Origin of the sequence: Micromonospora citrea, from assembly GCF_049629545.1 — a bacterium.
Lineage (GTDB): Bacteria > Actinomycetota > Actinomycetes > Mycobacteriales > Micromonosporaceae > Micromonospora > Micromonospora citrea_A.
In genome coordinates this window covers 106,776-122,825 of record NZ_JBNADX010000016.1, presented here as the reverse complement: position 1 = coordinate 122,825, position 16,050 = coordinate 106,776, and the positions used below count along the sequence as shown (strand labels likewise).

General features: G+C 73.7%; 19 protein-coding genes and 3 tRNA genes. 8 read left to right on the top strand and 14 right to left on the bottom strand.

The genetic code is table 11. The features are described from left to right. Positions 1 to 230 precede the first annotated feature (230 nt). Entirely contained in the window at positions 231 to 440 is a 210-nt protein-coding gene (locus tag ACPFP2_RS18630) for a BldC family transcriptional regulator (RefSeq protein WP_007073996.1), read from the top strand. A 98-nt stretch (positions 441 to 538) separates the two neighbouring features. Here ACPFP2_RS18630 and ACPFP2_RS18625 read toward each other — a convergent pair whose 3' ends face one another. Next, positions 539 to 919, bottom strand: coding sequence for a PPOX class F420-dependent oxidoreductase (locus ACPFP2_RS18625; protein WP_424090440.1), 381 nt, complete (start codon positions 917 to 919; stop codon positions 539 to 541). 55 nt (positions 920 to 974) lie between these two features. Between ACPFP2_RS18625 and ACPFP2_RS18620 the strand changes: the two genes are divergently transcribed. Further along, the gene (locus ACPFP2_RS18620) at positions 975 to 1,754 is read left to right on the top strand and encodes a class I SAM-dependent methyltransferase (protein ID WP_424090439.1); all 780 of its coding nucleotides are present in this window, start codon (positions 975 to 977) and stop codon (positions 1,752 to 1,754) included. A gap of 28 nt (positions 1,755 to 1,782) precedes the next feature. Here the strand turns inward: ACPFP2_RS18620 and ACPFP2_RS18615 are convergent, their stop codons facing one another. Then, positions 1,783 to 2,073: a hypothetical protein gene (locus ACPFP2_RS18615; RefSeq protein WP_424090438.1), complete on the bottom strand. Its 291-nt coding sequence runs from the start codon at positions 2,071 to 2,073 to the stop codon at positions 1,783 to 1,785. A gap of 160 nt (positions 2,074 to 2,233) precedes the next feature. Between ACPFP2_RS18615 and ACPFP2_RS18610 the strand changes: the two genes are divergently transcribed. Next, a complete protein-coding gene (locus ACPFP2_RS18610) occupies positions 2,234 to 3,091 on the top strand; it encodes a 3-hydroxyacyl-CoA dehydrogenase family protein (RefSeq protein ID WP_424090437.1) in 858 nt (285 codons plus the stop codon). After that, positions 3,088 to 3,831 carry an enoyl-CoA hydratase/isomerase family protein gene (locus tag ACPFP2_RS18605; protein ID WP_424090436.1) on the top strand — a complete coding sequence of 248 codons (744 nt, stop codon included), beginning with the start codon at positions 3,088 to 3,090 and terminating at the stop codon, positions 3,829 to 3,831. Before ACPFP2_RS18610 ends, ACPFP2_RS18605 begins: the two co-directional genes overlap by 4 nt. Before the next feature lie 61 nt (positions 3,832 to 3,892). Here the strand turns inward: ACPFP2_RS18605 and ACPFP2_RS18600 are convergent, their stop codons facing one another. Beyond that, positions 3,893 to 5,245 (bottom strand): ABC transporter substrate-binding protein, encoded by a 1,353-nt coding sequence (locus ACPFP2_RS18600; RefSeq protein WP_424090435.1) that lies wholly within the window; start codon positions 5,243 to 5,245, stop codon positions 3,893 to 3,895. A 124-nt stretch (positions 5,246 to 5,369) separates the two neighbouring features. On the opposite strand from ACPFP2_RS18600, the gene ACPFP2_RS18595 reads away from it, so the two are divergent. Further along, positions 5,370 to 5,801: a hypothetical protein gene (locus tag ACPFP2_RS18595; protein WP_424090475.1), complete on the top strand. Its 432-nt coding sequence runs from the start codon at positions 5,370 to 5,372 to the stop codon at positions 5,799 to 5,801. 43 nt (positions 5,802 to 5,844) lie between these two features. Here ACPFP2_RS18595 and ACPFP2_RS18590 read toward each other — a convergent pair whose 3' ends face one another. Further along, complete coding sequence (locus tag ACPFP2_RS18590; protein WP_424090434.1) at positions 5,845 to 6,258, bottom strand: hypothetical protein; 414 nt, start codon at positions 6,256 to 6,258, stop codon at positions 5,845 to 5,847. Between the two features lie 123 nt (positions 6,259 to 6,381). Between ACPFP2_RS18590 and ACPFP2_RS18585 the strand changes: the two genes are divergently transcribed. Then, positions 6,382 to 7,089: a DUF2786 domain-containing protein gene (locus ACPFP2_RS18585; protein WP_424090433.1), complete on the top strand. Its 708-nt coding sequence runs from the start codon at positions 6,382 to 6,384 to the stop codon at positions 7,087 to 7,089. Positions 7,090 to 7,201: 112 nt separating this feature from the next. On the opposite strand, the gene ACPFP2_RS18580 is transcribed toward ACPFP2_RS18585, so the two are convergent. After that, the gene (locus tag ACPFP2_RS18580; RefSeq protein ID WP_424090432.1) at positions 7,202 to 7,714 is read right to left on the bottom strand and encodes an SRPBCC family protein; all 513 of its coding nucleotides are present in this window, start codon (positions 7,712 to 7,714) and stop codon (positions 7,202 to 7,204) included. Positions 7,715 to 8,003: 289 nt separating this feature from the next. Between ACPFP2_RS18580 and ACPFP2_RS18575 the strand changes: the two genes are divergently transcribed. Continuing rightward, complete coding sequence (locus tag ACPFP2_RS18575) at positions 8,004 to 8,981, top strand: hypothetical protein (protein ID WP_424090431.1); 978 nt, start codon at positions 8,004 to 8,006, stop codon at positions 8,979 to 8,981. 52 nt (positions 8,982 to 9,033) lie between these two features. Here ACPFP2_RS18575 and ACPFP2_RS18570 read toward each other — a convergent pair whose 3' ends face one another. After that, positions 9,034 to 9,768 carry a hypothetical protein gene (locus ACPFP2_RS18570; RefSeq protein WP_424090430.1) on the bottom strand — a complete coding sequence of 245 codons (735 nt, stop codon included), beginning with the start codon at positions 9,766 to 9,768 and terminating at the stop codon, positions 9,034 to 9,036. 99 nt (positions 9,769 to 9,867) lie between these two features. On the opposite strand from ACPFP2_RS18570, the gene ACPFP2_RS18565 reads away from it, so the two are divergent. After that, entirely contained in the window at positions 9,868 to 10,206 is a 339-nt protein-coding gene (locus ACPFP2_RS18565; RefSeq protein ID WP_424090429.1) for a hypothetical protein, read from the top strand. 161 nt (positions 10,207 to 10,367) lie between these two features. Here the strand turns inward: ACPFP2_RS18565 and ACPFP2_RS18560 are convergent. The 8 genes from ACPFP2_RS18560 to ACPFP2_RS18525 form a co-directional block, all read right to left on the bottom strand. Then, positions 10,368 to 10,441, bottom strand: a tRNA-Phe gene (locus ACPFP2_RS18560). Between the two features lie 102 nt (positions 10,442 to 10,543). Beyond that, positions 10,544 to 10,620: transfer RNA gene (locus ACPFP2_RS18555), tRNA-Asp, on the bottom strand. A 33-nt stretch (positions 10,621 to 10,653) separates the two neighbouring features. Beyond that, a tRNA-Glu gene (locus ACPFP2_RS18550) sits at positions 10,654 to 10,726 on the bottom strand. 155 nt (positions 10,727 to 10,881) lie between these two features. Beyond that, the gene (locus ACPFP2_RS18545) at positions 10,882 to 11,673 is read right to left on the bottom strand and encodes a polysaccharide deacetylase family protein (RefSeq protein ID WP_424090428.1); all 792 of its coding nucleotides are present in this window, start codon (positions 11,671 to 11,673) and stop codon (positions 10,882 to 10,884) included. Between the two features lie 74 nt (positions 11,674 to 11,747). Further along, complete coding sequence (locus ACPFP2_RS18540) at positions 11,748 to 12,683, bottom strand: MerR family transcriptional regulator (RefSeq protein WP_424090474.1); 936 nt, start codon at positions 12,681 to 12,683, stop codon at positions 11,748 to 11,750. Beyond that, positions 12,673 to 13,305, bottom strand: coding sequence for an isopentenyl-diphosphate Delta-isomerase (idi, locus tag ACPFP2_RS18535; protein WP_424090427.1), 633 nt, complete (start codon positions 13,303 to 13,305; stop codon positions 12,673 to 12,675). Before idi ends, ACPFP2_RS18540 begins: the two co-directional genes overlap by 11 nt. Before the next feature lie 43 nt (positions 13,306 to 13,348). Beyond that, positions 13,349 to 14,830 carry a phytoene desaturase family protein gene (gene crtI, locus ACPFP2_RS18530; RefSeq protein WP_424090426.1) on the bottom strand — a complete coding sequence of 494 codons (1,482 nt, stop codon included), beginning with the start codon at positions 14,828 to 14,830 and terminating at the stop codon, positions 13,349 to 13,351. 28 nt (positions 14,831 to 14,858) lie between these two features. Further along, positions 14,859 to 16,013, bottom strand: coding sequence for a polyprenyl synthetase family protein (locus ACPFP2_RS18525; RefSeq protein ID WP_424090425.1), 1,155 nt, complete (start codon positions 16,011 to 16,013; stop codon positions 14,859 to 14,861). Between the last annotated feature and the right edge of the window lie 37 nt (positions 16,014 to 16,050).

The following is a 16,050-nucleotide window of genomic DNA, read 5'->3' as shown; positions in this document are numbered from 1 at the left end:
CCGCACAGGTGAGTCGTCCTCGTAGTTGACGCATCACGAACCGTGATCATGAGTCCGAATAAGGTACTTTCTGACGTGTAAAAGTCAGATAAATCGGGCATGGTTCATCCGTCCGTCTAGGGACCTTCGGCCGTTCGGCCCATGTCGGACATCGGGGACTAGCCGGACCATGGGAGACGCGTCGGCCGGCGGGACCCCGGCCGATGTCTATACATGTGGAGGAGTGACCGATGGCATCGCGAACGCACGAACCAGAGCCGCTACTCACACCGGCCGAGGTGGCGTCGATGTTCCGTGTCGACCCGAAGACGGTGACCCGGTGGGCCAAGGCGGGGAAGCTCAGCGCGATCCGGACTCTGGGCGGCCACCGTCGGTACCGCGAGTCGGAGGTTCGGGCCCTGCTTCAGGGGCAGATCCCGCAGCAGCGCCAGGGAGACTGACCGGCCGGCATCGCAAGACAGCTTTCCGATCTCAGGGGCGGGCGGACGTCGCGACAGCGACGATCCACCGCCCCTGAACCGTGTCCGGGCCCGCGCCCTCACTCCTGGACGGTGACCCGGATCCCGATCGTGCCCGCCTCACCCCGGCGCAGCCTGCTGCCGAGCAGGCTCAGCCGGCCGATGAGCCGGTACTTCCGCTTGATCAGGTCACGCACCCGGCGGCTCTCCTCCGGGCCGCAGAGCACGGCGTGCCCGGGCACCGCCGACCCGTGCGGGCGGCCGCGCACGTCGCACGGGGCGACCGTCACCGCGCCGTCGCGCCGGATCCGCTTCACCTTGCCGGAGTCGGCCGCCGTCCACACCGCGAGCGTGTCGCCGTCGCGCACCGCCCAGACCGGCGTCGACACGGCCCGGCCGTCCTTGCGGAACGTCGTCAGCAGGACGTACTTCTCCGCCGCCAGGCGGTCCAACTCGGTCACGAGGCCCAGGATACGGCCGCGACAGCCCGCACCCCCGACGGTTAGCGTGGGCGGCGTGAGCGGGGAACCCAGGATCGGCGACGTGTTCGGCGAGATGCTGCGCGACGCGTACGCGGTGCACACCGGGATCGGCCCCCGGCCACTGGCGGGCGGACGACTGCCCCGCCCGGTCATCGAGATCATCGAGCGGGACGACGGACTGGTCAACGGCGCCCCCGCCGCGCACTACCTGGACGGACCCGAGCACTGGCAGCCGTACGACCACCGGGCCGTCGACCGGGCCCGGGGCGAGACGCTGGACATCGGGACCGGGGGCGGCCGGATCGCGCTGGCGCTCCAGGAGCGGGGCGTGCCGGTGACCGGGCTGGACACCTCCCTCGGCGCACTGCGGGTCTGCAGGCACCGGGGCGTCCGCGACCTCGTCCCCGGCACCGTCGACGCGCACGTCGCCGACGGCCGCCGGTACGACACGTTCCTGCTGCTCGGCAACAACCTCGGCCTGATCGAGGGGCGCGAGCGAGCCCCCGCCTTCCTCGCCGCGCTGGCCGCCATGGCCCGGCCCGGCGCGCAGGTCATCGCGCACGGCACCGACCCGTACGGCACCACCGACCCGCTGCACACCGGCTACCACGAGCGCAACCGCCGGCTCGGCCGGCTCGGCGGCCAGCTCCGGCTGCGGCTGCGCTATCGGGAGCTGGGCACCGGCTGGTTCGACTATCTGGTCTGCTCCGCCGCGGAACTGGCGGAGCTGGTCCACGGCTCGCCGTGGGAACTGGTCGACGTGGACGACCGGGACGCCCCGTACTACCTGGCCACCCTGCGGTTCGCGGGGTGACCGGGCGGCCGGGGCTCCCCGGTCGGGATCACACCTGGACGGTCGGGGTGTGCTGCTCGGGCGGCAGCCCGCCGTCACCGTCGACCACCTCGTCCGGGGTGCCGTCCTCGTCGATGTCGACCATGGTGATGTCCACCTTGCCGTCACCATCGGTGTCGAACTGGAACAGGTCGGCCTTGCCGTCGCCGTCGGTGTCGACCACCCACACGTCGGTCTTTCCGTCGTTGTTGGTGTCGGCGCGGAGCAGGTCCACGCGGTCGTCGCCGCGCGTCTCCACGGTCTCCGTGCCCTCGGTGCCGTCCACGGGTGTCTGGCTCATGTCGACTCGTCCTTCCCTTGACGTTGCCGGCCGTCTGTACCCGGTCCGGCGATCCCCCACGCATACCGCCGGCACCGGTGCTGCATAGGGTCGCACGCAGGAGCGAGCGGCACGGCGCGACGGAGACCCCGTGCGTCGCCGCGCGCAGCGAGGGAGCGTCATGAGTGGTCGTTTTGTCGTCGTCGGGGCCGGCACGATGGGCCTCGGGATCGCGTACGTCGCCGCCGGTGCGGGCTACGCCGTCGAACTCGTCGAGGTCGACCGGGGCCGGGCGGAGGCCGCCGCCGCGCGCCTCGGCGAGCTGTGGGACCGGGCCGTGGCCCGCGGGAAGCTCGACGCCGGGCAGGCCGCCGCGAACCGGGCACGGCTGACCCTGCGGGCGGCGCCGGCGCAGGTCGCGCCGGAGCCCGACGTGGTCGTCGAGGCGGTGCCGGAGCGGGCGGACCTCAAGCGGGCCGTGCTGGGCGAGGCCGAGGCCCTGCGCCCGGCGCTGCTGGGCAGCAACACCTCCAGCATCCCGATCGCCGAACTGGCCGAAGGGCTGGCCCGGCCGGAGCGCTTCCTCGGGCTGCACTTCTTCAACCCGGTCTGGGCGATGGCCCTGCTGGAGGTCGTGGTCGGCCCGGCCACCGCGGCGGCGACCACGGACGCGGCCGTCACGCTCGCCGGCCGGCTGGGCAAGGACCCCGTCGTGGTACGCGACATGCCCGGCTTCGCCACCTCCCGGCTCGGCGTCACCCTCGGCCTGGAGGCGATCCGGATGGTCGCCGACGGGGTGGCCGCCCCCGCCGACATCGACAAGGCGATGGTGCTCGGCTACCGGCACCCGGTCGGCCCGCTGGAACTCACCGACCTGGTCGGGCTCGACGTCCGGCTCGACATCGCCCGCACCCTGCAGGCCGCGTACGGGGACCGCTTCGCGCCGCCGCCGCTGCTGGTCGAGATGGTGGCCGCCGGGAAGCTGGGCAAGAAGTCCGGCCAGGGCTTCTACACCTGGGAAGGCGGGGTGAAGGCATGAGCGGGCTGCGGATCGAGGAACTGCCCGACCGGTTGGTGGTGACGCTGGACCGGCCGGAGAAGCGCAACGCCATCGACGCCGACCTGATCGGCGAGCTGCACGCCGTCTGCGCCGAGCTGGAGGCCCGCCCCCGGCTGCTGCTGCTCACCGGCGGGGCGGAGGGCATCTTCGCCGGTGGCGCGGACATCGGCCAGCTCCGGGAGCGGGGCCGGCTGGACGCCCTCGCCGCGATCAACCAGGCCGCCTTCGCCCGGATCCGGGCCCTGCCCATGCCGAGCGTGGCCGCCGTGGACGGGCCGGCGCTGGGCGGCGGCGCCGAGCTGGCGTACGCGTGCGACCTGCGGGTCTGCACGGCGCGGGCGGTCTTCGGCCAGCCGGAGGTGCGGTTGGGCATCCTGGCCGGCGCGGGCGCGACCCACCGGCTGCCGGCCCTGATCGGCGAGGCCCGCGCCAAGGAACTGCTCTTCACCGGCCGCCGGGTGGACGCCGAGGAGGCGCTGCGGATCGGCCTGGTCAACCGGGTGGTGGCCGAGCCGGCCGAGCTGCTGCCCGCCGCGCACGAGCTGATCGACGAGATGGCGAAGGGCTCCACGCTGGCGCTGCGGCTGACCAAGCTGGCCGTGGACGCGCCGCCGGCCGCGCATCCGCACCTCGATCTGGTCAGCCAGGCGGTGCTCTTCGAGGACGACGAGAAGCGGCGGCGGATGACCGAGTTCCTGGATCGGCGGCGCACCCGCTGACCCCCGTACGCAGACGACGGCCGCACCGGATGTCCGGTGCGGCCGTCGTCGTCGGTGGCGCTCAGTGACGGATCGGCACGCCCGCCTCGTCCAGCGCCGTGATCAGCCCGGCGGACTCGGCGAAGCCGATGACCAGCACCGCCTCCGGTCCGTACGTCTTGATCTCCTTGGCCATGCCGGTGAAGTCCACCGGGGCGGCCTGGGCGTCCTCCGGCGGCTCGTAGGTCAGCAGCTTCACCCGGTCGGCGCCGATGCCGGCCCGCTCCAGCTCGGCCCGGACGGTCTCCTGGAGGCCCTCGCCGTAGGAGTCCTTGCGGGCCACCACGACGATCCGGTCCGGGCCGTCCCGCAGCATGACGTCGGCCAGGGCGCGGCCCTGGAGGCTGTCCGGCGGGGCGGTACGGAAGTACAGGCCGTTGTCCTCGGCCTTGCTCAGCCCGGAGTCGGTGTTCGAGGGCGAGAAGAGGATCCGCCCGGCCGCCACCACGTCCGGCAGCACGGCGGCGGAGATGCCGGAACCGCCGGCGCCGATGATGACGTGCACCTTGTCGCGGATGTGCGACGCCACGGTGGCCTTGGCGACCGCCACACTGGTGCCGTCGTCGCCGTCGATCCAGACCATCGGCTCGCCGAGCACGCCACCGGCGGCGTTGATCTCCCGGACCGCCAGCGCGGCTCCGGCCGCCAGCGGCGGGTTCGCCAGGGCCAGGTCACCGGTCTTCGGCAGCAGCCCGCCGAGGATCAGCGGGGAGCCGTCGCTGCGGTCGGTACGGCCACCCTGCTGCTTCTTCGGCTTCGGCGGGAGCTTGGTGCTCGCCCCGGACTCGTCACCGGCGCCGACGAACTCGGTCTTCGCGTCGTTGATCTTCTGATCGTCGAAGTGCATCGTCGCGTAGCTCGCGGTGGCCGGCTCGCCGTTGTCGGTGAAGCCGGCCCGGGACAGCGAGGGGCCCCGGTACTCGATGTCCTGCCCGGCGCGGGCCAGCGCCAGGCAGGCCTTCGTCTCGGTGCAGCGCTGACCGTTGGTGGTCACCCCGACTATCTGCCGGGCGATGTCCGCCGGGTCGGTGCTGCCGGCGAGCTGCGCCGCCAACGCGCTGATCACCACCGCGTCGTACGCCTCGGCCGCGTAGAGGAAGTCCTTCAGGTCGGGATCGACCGCGCGCAGTCGCTCCTTGAAGTCCTCGGTCAACGGCGTGAGCGGGGTGGTGCCCTTCATGCCGTCGACCAGGTTGCCCCGGTCCTTCAACTCCCCGGGGAAGGAGTTCAGCATGTTGCCGTCGGTGCCGTAGAGGCGCACCTGCGGGGTTGCCGTGTCCTCGGGCTTGTCGGTGGTCCCGCATGCGCTGGTGGCGAGCAGGAACGCCGCACCCGCCGCCAGGATGGCAGCGCGCGGGCCGCGTGTTGCGAGCATCGTCGTCCTTCCTCCGGGGAGGTCCGCTGCGCACCATAGCGCGCCGACGCCGCTGGTGGGAGCGTGGAGTCCGCCCCGGTCGGTGGCCCGACAGCCGCCCGTACGCAGCGTCACCGCCATGGAGATGCCGGGTCACCGCTTGACCCCCGGTCCTACCGTTGCCCAGGTGACCGACCTGCCGGAACAGACGTTCGACGACGCGACCGCCGTGCTCCGTTCGGCCCTGGCCGGCGACGGTGACGCGGTGGTGGGGACCTTCGACGCGGTGGTCGACCGGTCGGGGCTCGAAGGGGCGTACGGGGTGGCCTGGTGCCTCGCCGCGACCATGGTCGGCGACCCGCCGCCGCCCGGCACCGCCGCGCTGGACTTTCCCGGCATCGACGAGGCCCGGTACGACGCCCGCTGGGTGGCCCGCTTCGTCAGCGCGTACGCCAACCACGACGCGGACACCGGCGAGGCCCTCTTCGGGGCGGCGGCCGCCGACGGCCTGCTGCCCGAGTGCCTGCTCACGCTCGCCGGCTCGACCGTGGCCACCCTGCGCAGTCGGGCCGGCTGACGGCGGCGGGACGCCCGGCCGAAGCCGGGCGTCCCGTCACCGCTCAGTACGCGTGGTACGCGACCAGCGGCTCGTACTCGTAGCGCAGGGTCTCGAAGCGGACCTGGAACCGGACCCCGTCGCGGACGTTGGTCGCCACGGTGATGAAGTCGGACTTCGACGGCAGGTACGTCCGGTAGTTGCACTTGTCCGTCTTGTCCACGAAGATCACGCACGCCTCGACACCGAACTCGCTGGCGTTGCGCACGTTGATGTCCCGGCACCGGGTGCTGGTGCGGTACGGCCCGGCGTCACCGCCCCAACCGGCGGTCTGGAAGTACGAGCGGACCGCCCCGCCGTAGCAGGTGGCGTACGACCCGGACAGGTTCGTCTCGGGGGCGGCGTGGGCGGGGGAGCCGAGGGCGAGCAGGGACAGCGCCGCCGTGAGTGCCGTCAGGCGGGCGACCGGGGATGCCATGCGGATGCCTCCAGGGGGGATGAAGGTGGACCCTGCGTTGCGGACAGGGTGCTGAGCGTGGTGATCGTACCGGGCGATCCGTCCGAGGTGGACCGTCTGGTCCGATGTGATAGCTCTGGTGGCATGTCCGAGGCGATGCTCAGCAAGGTGCGCAAGCTGCTGGCGAAGGCCGAGGACCCGGCCTGCACGCCCGCCGAGTCCGCCGCCTTCACCGCCAAGGCCACCGAGCTGATCGCGCGGTACGGCGTCGACCGGGCGCTGCTGGCCGCCCGTGACCCGGCCACCGACCCGGTCGGCGACCGGGTGGTCGACGTCGTCGCCCCGTACGCCCGCGACAAGGCGGGGCTGCTCGCCGCCGTGGCCGACCCGTTGCGCTGCCGCTGCGTGCGCCGCCGGCAGGGCGACGGCTTCGCCGTGCACCTGTTCGGCTTCGCCAGCGACCTGGAGCGGGTCGACCTGCTCTTCACCTCGCTGCTGGTGCAGGCCGCGCACGGGCTGGCCGGCACCCCCGTGCCGGCCGGCGAACACCCGGCCGCCTTCCGCCGTTCCTGGCTGGCCGGCTTCGCCCGGGTGGTCTCCGAGCGGCTGCGCTCGGCCGAGGCGGGCGCGGCGGCCGAGCAGGGCGGCCGGTCGGTCGCGCTGGTCCTCGCAGACCGCTTCGACCGGGTGGCCCGGCGGGTCGACGAGGTCTACCCGAGGCTGAGGACGGCAGCACCGCGCCGGCTCGTCGGCGGCGGCTTCGGCTCCGGGGCCGAGGCGGGCCGCCGCGCCGATCTCGGTGGGCGCGACGTCGTCGACGGCACGGCGGGGAGCCGCGGCATCACCCGCTGACGCCCCGCTGCCTCCCCGTCCCGTCCCCATGATCGGGTCGCGTAGAGGGACACGATACGCCGAGAGACTTGTCCAGAAACGCGACTGGATCTCGCTCAGAAGGGCAGCCGGCTCAGTTGCCGGTGGCGTGGCGGGTGACCGTGGCCAGGAAACGGCTGAGCAGCTCGTGCCAGCCGGCGGTGAGCGCCTGCCGGTAGCCTTCGGCGGCCTCGCCGTGCCGGTCGAAGTGCCGATGCTCCACCTCGACCCGGGTGCCGCCGGAGTCGTCGGTCAGGAAGAGCACCTCGACCTCGCTGGCCCGCGCCGGGTCCGGCACCGGCACCCGGTCCGGGCCGATCTGCCAGGTGAAGACCAGCCGCTTCGGTGGGTCCCAGGTGAGCACCCGGCCCCAGTCGCTGCGGAAGCCGTACGGGCCGATCTCGTAGAGCATCCCGCCCGCCCGTGGCTCCATGCCCAGCTCGGCCAGCGCCGCCGGGCCGGACCAGGTGTATTCGCGTACCCACCACTCGGTGAGCGCCCCGGTGAACACCGCGAACGCCAGCTCGGCGGTGACTGGGGCGAGGAGTGTGCTGCGGAGCGCATACCGCTCGACGTCCTGATGGACCTCCGCCATCTCCTGTCCCATAGGCCCGGACCATACCGGCTCATGCCTCGGTGTGCAGCTTCGCGTGCTGCCCGCTTCCGGACATTGGAACGGAACGGCAAGCGCCTTCGTCGGCCCTGCCCGGCCCGGTTCAGGGCGATCGACTCCGTTGCGCCGACATGGCGGTGCTCCTCAGCGCCGGACACCGCCATGTCGGCACCATGGCGTGCGCCTCACCGAGCTCGGCCGGCGGTCGCACGGATGGTGGTCGGCTATCGGGGTAACCGCGGCTGACGTGGTCCACGGCCGGGCCGCGGGTGGGGAGCGGACGATGAGCGAGGCGCGGGAGCCGGAGCGGACCGGGGGCGGTCGCGAGGTCGAGCCGGACGTGCTGCTCGACATCCCGGAGGTGTCGGTCGACTCGCTGCGGCTGGCGGTCGACGGGCTCGACGCGGACGTGTCGTTGCGCGCCCGGCTGGCCAATCTGCTCCAGATCGACGCCGGCGTCCGGGTGCACCTGGAGGGGGTGGAACTGGACCTCCAGGGGGTCAGTGCCGAGGCGCTGCTGAAGGTCCGGCTGGAGAAGCTGGTGGAGATCCTCGACCGGGCACTCACCACGCTCGACCGGAACCCGGAGATCATCCAGGCGCTGGCCCGTACCGCCAACGTCTCCCTCAACGACGTCAACCGGGCGGCCGACCGGCTGGGGACCGCTGCCGCACCCGTCGTCGACGAGGCCGGCCAGCAGGTCGGCTCGATCGGTGCGGTGGCCGACCGGACCCTGCGCGAGGCAGCCCGCGCCGCCGGCCCCGCCGGACCTGCCGCACCCGTCACGGGCACGTCGGCGCAGCGCGCCACCAAAGCAGCCGGGACGGCCGGGGAAGCCACCGGGCCGACGGCGGCCGGCACGGGGCCGGCGGGGGAAACCGGGCCGGCCCGGGAACCCGGGAAGGCAGCCGAGCAGGCCGGGAAGACGGAGCGGCCCACCGGTCCACGCCCGGAGTCCCCGGCGGGGCCGTCGCCGGCGGGCTCCCCGCCGGAACCCCCGTTGGAGCCGCCGCCGACCAGCCGCCCGCCCCGTCCGGGCGCCGAGGTCCCGGCGGGCGGCCCGCCACCCGCGCCCACCGGCCCCCGACCCGCCGACCGGGGTACGACCGCCGGTGACCGTGAGCGTCGTGGCGCCTCGCCGGCGTCCCAGTTCGCCGGGCAGGCCGGCGAGACGCTGCGCCAGGCCGGCCGCAGCGTGTGGGAGGCGATCCAGGGCGGCATGGCCCAACGGCGTCAGGGGCAGCAGCGACGCGACCGCTGACGGATCCCGCCCCACCGGCGTGGCCGCAGTCCGCCCGGCGGTACGGGAGCGCTCAGTGCGGTCGACGCCACCAGGCCGTACGGGCCAGCAGGGGCAGCGCCGCGAGCGGGGTGAGGGTGACCGCCAGGGCCGCTCCGCTGGTGAGGTCCCGAGGCGTCCAGAGCAGGTTGTCGCCGATCCCGGCCGTGTGCGCGGTGAGGGACAGGCCGACGAAGAGCGCGACCGCCCCGATCACCGTGACGAGCCGGTGCCACCCCGTCCCCACCGCCGTGACGGGGGTGCGCCGTACCGCCGTCAGGTCCCCACCCACTGCCGGCTGTGCGGGTGCCGCCTCGACCTCCGATCGGTGCCGCGTACCGGTGAGCCGCCGCTGCACGGCGGTCAGCCCCTGGACGGCCCACGCGACGACCGGGACGACCAGCGCGAGGATCAGCCCGGCGTGGGTGGCCCAGGCGCCGGCGAGAGTGGGGCCGCCCCACGAGTCGGCGTACCCGCCGTCGGTCGGGCCGGGGAGCAGGAGCTGTTCCCGCCACGGGTACGCCAACACGTTGATCAGGACCAGGAAGGCCAGGACGGCGGTCAACGCCGACGAGGCGAGCGCGACCGGCAGCGCGACCAGCGCGGTGACCAGATTGCCGGGCCGTCCCCCGCGGACGGCCCGGACCGCCGCCCCGAGCGCCCGGGGCACGGCGAGGAGGGAGAACCGGAAGGCACGGCGGGATTCCGGGCCGTACGCCCTTCGCCAGGGTGCGCCGAGCCGACCGGGGAACTTGCCGCCAATTGTCATGTGCTCAGTCTCGGCTCCGGACGGATCCGCCCACCATCGGGAGCCTCCCGGCCCGCACCCCTAGGGGCGGACGCCCCGGTGCCCTTGACACTCGTCTCGATGATGAGCCGCATGAGCGTGAATGACCCGGACCCGGTCTGGATTGCCGTGCGCCTCGTGATCGTCGTCCTCGGTTTCGCCATGGTCGTGTTCGGCGTCCGCGTCGCCATGTCGCGTCGGTTCCCGGTGGCGTGGGTGCGGGCGGTACGCCTGCCGGCGAGCCAGCGATCCCAGCCCGTCCGCGTGGGCGGCGGTCAGGCGCTGGTCGGCGCGAGCCTGCTGATCCAGCAAGCGCCGTTCCTCGTTCCCGTGTCCTTCCCGGCCGGAGTCGCACTGTTCGGGACGGCGCTGCTCTTCGCGCTGGCTGCGCTGGGGTGGTTCGCCCTGCGGCGGGACTGACTGTCCGGATCCGCCGCTCCCGCCGGATGTGCTGCTCGCGGGTCTGCGCGCGACAACAGGCGGAGGTCAGGCTCGACCGAACGGAACCGGCCCAGGGGACGCAGAAACGCCGACCTGCGTTTCCGCTGGTCGGCGTTTCAGTAGCCCGGCGAAAGGCTATGTGGCCAGGGGCGGGGTCGAACCGCCGACCTTCCGATTTTCAGTCGGACGCTCGTACCAACTGAGCTACCTGGCCGTGCTGCTCGGCTCATGCTACCCGGAAGGCGGGGTCTCCGCCGCACAGGTCACACGCTCCGATACGCAGAACGCCGCGCAATGGTGCACGCGGCGTCGGCGCTGGCGGTCCTGACGGGACTTGAACCCGCGACCTCCGCCTTGACAGGGCGGCGAGCACTCCAACTGCTCCACAGGACCTAGCTGATGTTGCATCCGGCCGAAGCCGGACCGTGCCCCCAACGGGATTCGAACCCGTGCTACCGCCTTGAAAGGGCGGCGTCCTGGGCCGCTAGACGATGAGGGCGGCCCCGCCATCATTGCACACTCGCAACTTCAAGCGGACTTGCTCCCATCCGGCCCCGCCGGAGGCATGAGAAGCATATGCCATGCCTGGGCGGACGGCCAAACCGGTATGGCCAGGGGCACAGCGCCCCGCGAAACCGCAGGTCAGGACGGTTGTCACCGGGGTGGAGCGATGCCGAAGCGCCGTTTCAGGTCGGCGATCAGGTGTCCGCAGGCGGCCAGGGTGCGGCTCCGGTCGCCCCCACCGTCGTGCATCAGGACGATCGCGCCGGGGCGTACGCCGGCCTGGACCCGCTTCGTCAGCACCGGGGCGGTGGGCTTCGCCCAGTCCTGCGGGTCGACGCTCCAGTGCAGCGACCGCATGCCGAGCTGCCGGGCCACCGCCACCACCTCCGGTGTCCACCGGCCGCCGGGCTGGCGGAAGAACGGCACCTTGGCACCCGGGACGGCCGCCCGGACGGCCCGGTTCGTGCGGGTCAGGTCGGCCCGGATCTCGGCCACCGGCCGGCGGCCGAGATCGAAGTCGTGCCGCCAGCTGTGGTTGCAGAGCTGGTGACCCTCCCTGACGATCCGCGCCACCAGCTCCGGGTGCTTGCGGACCTGGGTGCCGACCACGCAGAACGTCGCCTTCACCTTGGCCGACCTCAGCTGGTCGAGGACCTTCGGCGTCCAGGTCGGGTCGGGGCCGTCGTCGAACGTCAGCGCCACCGCGCGTACGCCGGTGGCGCGCCGCAGGCCGGCGGGGAGCGTCTTCGGCGTCGGCCGCAACCGGGGCTTCGGCCGGGTGGTGGGTCGCGGCGCGGGCGACGGTGTGGGGGCGGCGGACGGGTCCGTCGAGACCGTCGGGGCGGGCGCCGCGACCTGCCGGCTGTTCCGCTGCTCCTCGCCGCAGCCGACGAGGAGCAGGACCAGGGCCAGGGCGACCGCCAGGACGGGGCGTGGACGCATCGTCACTCCGAGGGGGATCGGGTACGCGGACCGCCCCGACGGTAACGGACGAAACGTGAATCCGGCAGGGCCGGTCAGTCCCCCGTCGCCTGGTCCAGCGAGTCCCGGACGGCCAACGCCAGCGAGACCGCCTCGGCCAGGTCGACCGGGCGGACCACCCCGGCGGGCAGGGTGTCGGCCCGCCAGCCCGGCCCGGCGGCCAGCACCAGCAGCGGCCGGCGGGGCACCCCGAGCAGGGCGCTGAGCTGCCCCGGGTCGGCGGTCGCCCGGGTGTGCGACCAGATCACCACCGCCGCCGGTCCGGTCCGGTTCACCGCCTCGATCAGCGCCGCCACCGGCACCCTCGCCCCGAGCATCCGGTACGCGACCCCGGCCTCGGCCAGCGCGGCGGCCAGCGCCTCCAGCGGGAGGGTGTGCTGTTCCTCGTCCGCGCAGGAGAGCAGGATCCGGGGTGGGCCGGTGGACGTGCCGGCGCGGGCGGCGGCGGCGAACGCCTCGGAGACGCAGCGGGAGACCAGGTGCTCCACCTCGATCAGGCCGGCGGTGGCGGCGTGCCGTTCGCCGATGCCGACCAGCACCGGGCGGAGCAGCCCGTCCCAGGTGGCGATCACGCCGTCACGGGCCAGCGAGTGCGCGATCGTCTCGCTGATCGCCACCGAGTCCAGCCGCATGGCGGCCCGGGCCATGCCCCGGGCGACCGGCCCGGCCCGGCCGACCGGGATGGTCTGCCCGCCGCCGTCCCGGACGCCCCGCATCCGCAGTTCGGCGCCGGGGCCGATGGCCGGGCCCTGCTTCGCCCAGCGGGCCGCCTCGGCCGGGGCCACCCCCTCGGCGGTGAGTTTGCGCATGATCTCCAGGCGTGCCAGGTCGGCCGGCGTGTAGCGCCGGTGGTGACCCGGGACGTGGTGACTGGGACCGAGGCCGTAGCGCTGGTGCCAGGTACGCAGCGTGGTGACCGCCACGCCCAACCGGCGTGCGACGGCCCCCGCGCTCAGCGCCTCATCGGCCACCCGACCGCTCCGGAGCATCGTCCGCCGGTACGCCGGACGGGATCGTGGTGCCGGCCGGGCCGCCGGAACTCGTGGTGCCGGCCGGGCCGCCGGAGCGCAGCAGCCGGCTCACCACCCCGCCCAGCCAGGGCGCGTACGCACGGGGGTCGGCCTCGATCTCGGTCATCAGCCGGACCGGATCGACCCAGCGCAGCTCGGACACCTCGTCCGGGTCCGGCAGCAGGGTGACGTCGGCCGGCACGTCGGCGCGCAGCACGTGGTCGTACTCGAACTCGACCCGGCCGGTGACCGGATCCTCGGCGTAGTAGAGGTAGACCCCCACCTCGGTCAGCGACACCGGCTCGGCGCCCAGTTCCTCGCGCAGCCGCCGGTTGGCGGCCTCGGCGAGCGACTGGCGCGGGCCGGGGTGGCCGCAGCACGAGTTGGCCCAGCGTTGCGGGAACCGGGTCTTCACCGCGGCCCGCCGCTGGAGCAGCACCCGTCCCTGCGGGTCGACCAGCAGCACCGAGAAGGCGCGGTGCAGCCGCCCCGGCGCCTGGTGCGCGGCGGCGACCGTGGCCTCGCCGAGCACGTGGCCGGTGTCGTCGACCAGCTCGACCAGGTGCCCTTCCCGGGACTTCACCGCCGTGGCCCCCCACTCCTCGTGGTCACCGCACTCCGCGCGTTCACCGGCCGGCGCCCGTGACCCGGTTCGCGGCGAGCTTGCCGGAGATCAGCACCATCGGCACGCCCACTCCGGGCTGGGTGCCGGATCCGGTGAAGACCACGTTGGGCAGGCTCCGGTGCAGGTTCGACGGGCGGAACGGGCCGGTCTGGAAGAGGCTGTGCGCGGCGGCGAACGGCGTACCGGCGGCCATGCCCTGCTCCTCCCACTCGGCGGGGGTGATCGTACGCAGCACCTCGATGCCGGCGCCGAACCCCACGTACCCGCGCTCCTCCAGCGTCCCGACGAGCTGGTCGGCGTAGCGGCGGCTGAGGTCACCGCGCCAGTCGAACGGCGCCCGCTCCAGGTTGGGCACCGGGGCGAGCACGTAGTAGGTGTGCCGCCCGGCCGGGGCGACCGCGGGGTCGGTCCGGCTCGGGTTGGTGACCAGCAGCGACGGATCGCTCATCAGCTCGCCGCGCCGGATCACCTCGTCGAAGGTGCCCTTCCAGGACCGTCCGAAGTGGATGTTGTGGTGGGCGATCTTGCCATACCCCTGCGTCGACCCGACGTGCAGGACCACGCAGGACGGCGAGTAGGTGAGCTTGCGCCGCCGGCCCTCGGGCAGCAGGTCGCGGTAGGCGACGGGCAGGTCCGGGTTGAGCACGACCACATCGGCCGGGATCAGCTCGCCGTCGGCGGTCACCACGCCGGTGGCCCGGCCGTGGGCGGTCTCCACCCGGGTCACCGTGGTGCCGTAGCGGAACTGCACGCCGTGCTTCTCGGCGGCGCCGGCCATCCCCCGGGAGACCGCGTGGATGCCGCCGCGCGGGAAGTACACCCCGGCCACCGAGTCGAGGTAGGCGATGACGCTGTAGATGGCCAGCGCGTCGTGCGGCGCGAGGCCGGCGTACATCGCCTGGAAGGAGAAGATGCGCTGGGTGCGGGGGTCGGAGAAGAACTGGTTGATCTTCGTCTGGAGCCGCCGGAACGCGCCGTGGGTCAGCAGCTTCACCAGGTTGGCGGTGAGCAGGTCGGTCGGCGCGTCCAGGTTGCGGTCGATGAAGTCGGCCCGCTCCCAGTGCCAGAGGTTGCGCGCGTAGTCGACGAAGCGCAGGTAACCGTCGGCCTCGCGGGGGCCGCAGACCCTGGCGATCTCGGCGGCCATCCGGGTGGTGTCGGTGATGACGTCCAGCGTCGAGCCGTCCGGGTAGTAGGCCCGGTACGCCGGATCGAGCGGGGTCAGGTCGAGCCAGTCGTCCAACTCCTCGCCGACCGCGCCCAGCGCCTCGGCGATCAGGTCCGGCATGGTGAGCACGGTGGGGCCGGTGTCGAACTCGTACCCGTCGACGCTCAGCCGCCCGGCCCGGCCGCCCGGCACCGGCTCGCGCTCCACCACGGTCACCTGCCGGCCGCTGCCGGCCAGGTGCAGCGCGCACGCCAGCCCGCCGAGGCCCGCGCCGACGACCACCACCCGGTCCGTACGTCCGTTCACGGTCCGCACGTGACCACCTCCCTCACGAAGTTGCCCATCATGCCCGCCGCTTGGTGGCGGCGGTGGCGAGACCGGTCAGCGCGGTGCGCGCGGTCTCGTCGATCGACGCGGTGTCGAGCGCGGTCAGCGCCTCGGCTACCCGGTCGGAGATCATCCGTTCGACCCGGGTGACCGCCCCGGTGTCGGCGACCACCTCCGCCAGCCGGGTCACCTCACGGGCCCCGGTCACCTTGCCGGCCCGGTCCAGCGCCCGTCGCTGGGCCGGGGTGGCGAGCTGCCGGGCCAGCATCAGCAGCGCGGTCGGCTTGCCGGTACGCAGGTCGTCGCCGGCCGGCTTGCCGGTGGTCGCCGGGTCGCCGTAGACGCCGAGCAGGTCGTCGCAGAGCTGGAACGCCTCGCCCACGGCCAGGCCGTAGCGGGTGTAGGCGGCGATCAGCGGCGCGTCGGCCTCTACCCCGGCCAGGCACGCGCCGAAGAGCAGCGGTCGCTGGACGGTGTAGCTGGCGGTCTTGTAGCGGGCCACCCGCAGCGCCCGGTCCACCGACCAGTTCGCCGCGTCGTGCTCGCCGAGCACGTCGAGGTACTGCCCGGCGACCGTCTCGATCCGCATCCGGTCGTAGCAGCGGCGCACCTCGAACAGCCGGGCCGGCGGCAGGGTGGCGTGGCTGAGCAGCCGGTCCGCCCAGACCATGCAGAGGTCGCCGATGAGCACGGCCACCGCCTCGCCGAACCGGTCCGGGTCGCCGGTGTGCCCGGCGGCGCGGTGCCGCGCGGCGGCGGCCCGGTGCGCGGTGGGCAGGCCGCGCCGGGTGTCGGAGGCGTCCATCACGTCGTCGTGCACCAGGGCGAAGGTGTGCAGCAGCTCCAGCGCGGCGAACGCCGGCAGCACCGAGGGCAGCGGTTCGCCGCCGCCCACCACCCCGCGCCAGCCCCAGTACGCGAAGGTCGGGCGGACCCGCTTGCCGCCGGCCAGCACGCAGTCGCGTGCCGTGGCGGCGAAACCACCCATCGCTGCGTCGATCTCGGTGAGCGAGTCGACCTCGGCGGCGAGGAACGCCGCCAGTGTCTCGTCGACCCCCTTGATCAGGTCCTTGGTGAACGCGGCCAGTACGCCGCGGACCGGATCGTCCGTCGCTCCCGGCTGTGCCGGCGCGACGCGGAGCGCGTTACCCGCAACTGCGTCGTTGGCCATGTGGGGGAGCGTACCCTAGGGTTACGAGTTGCGTCGA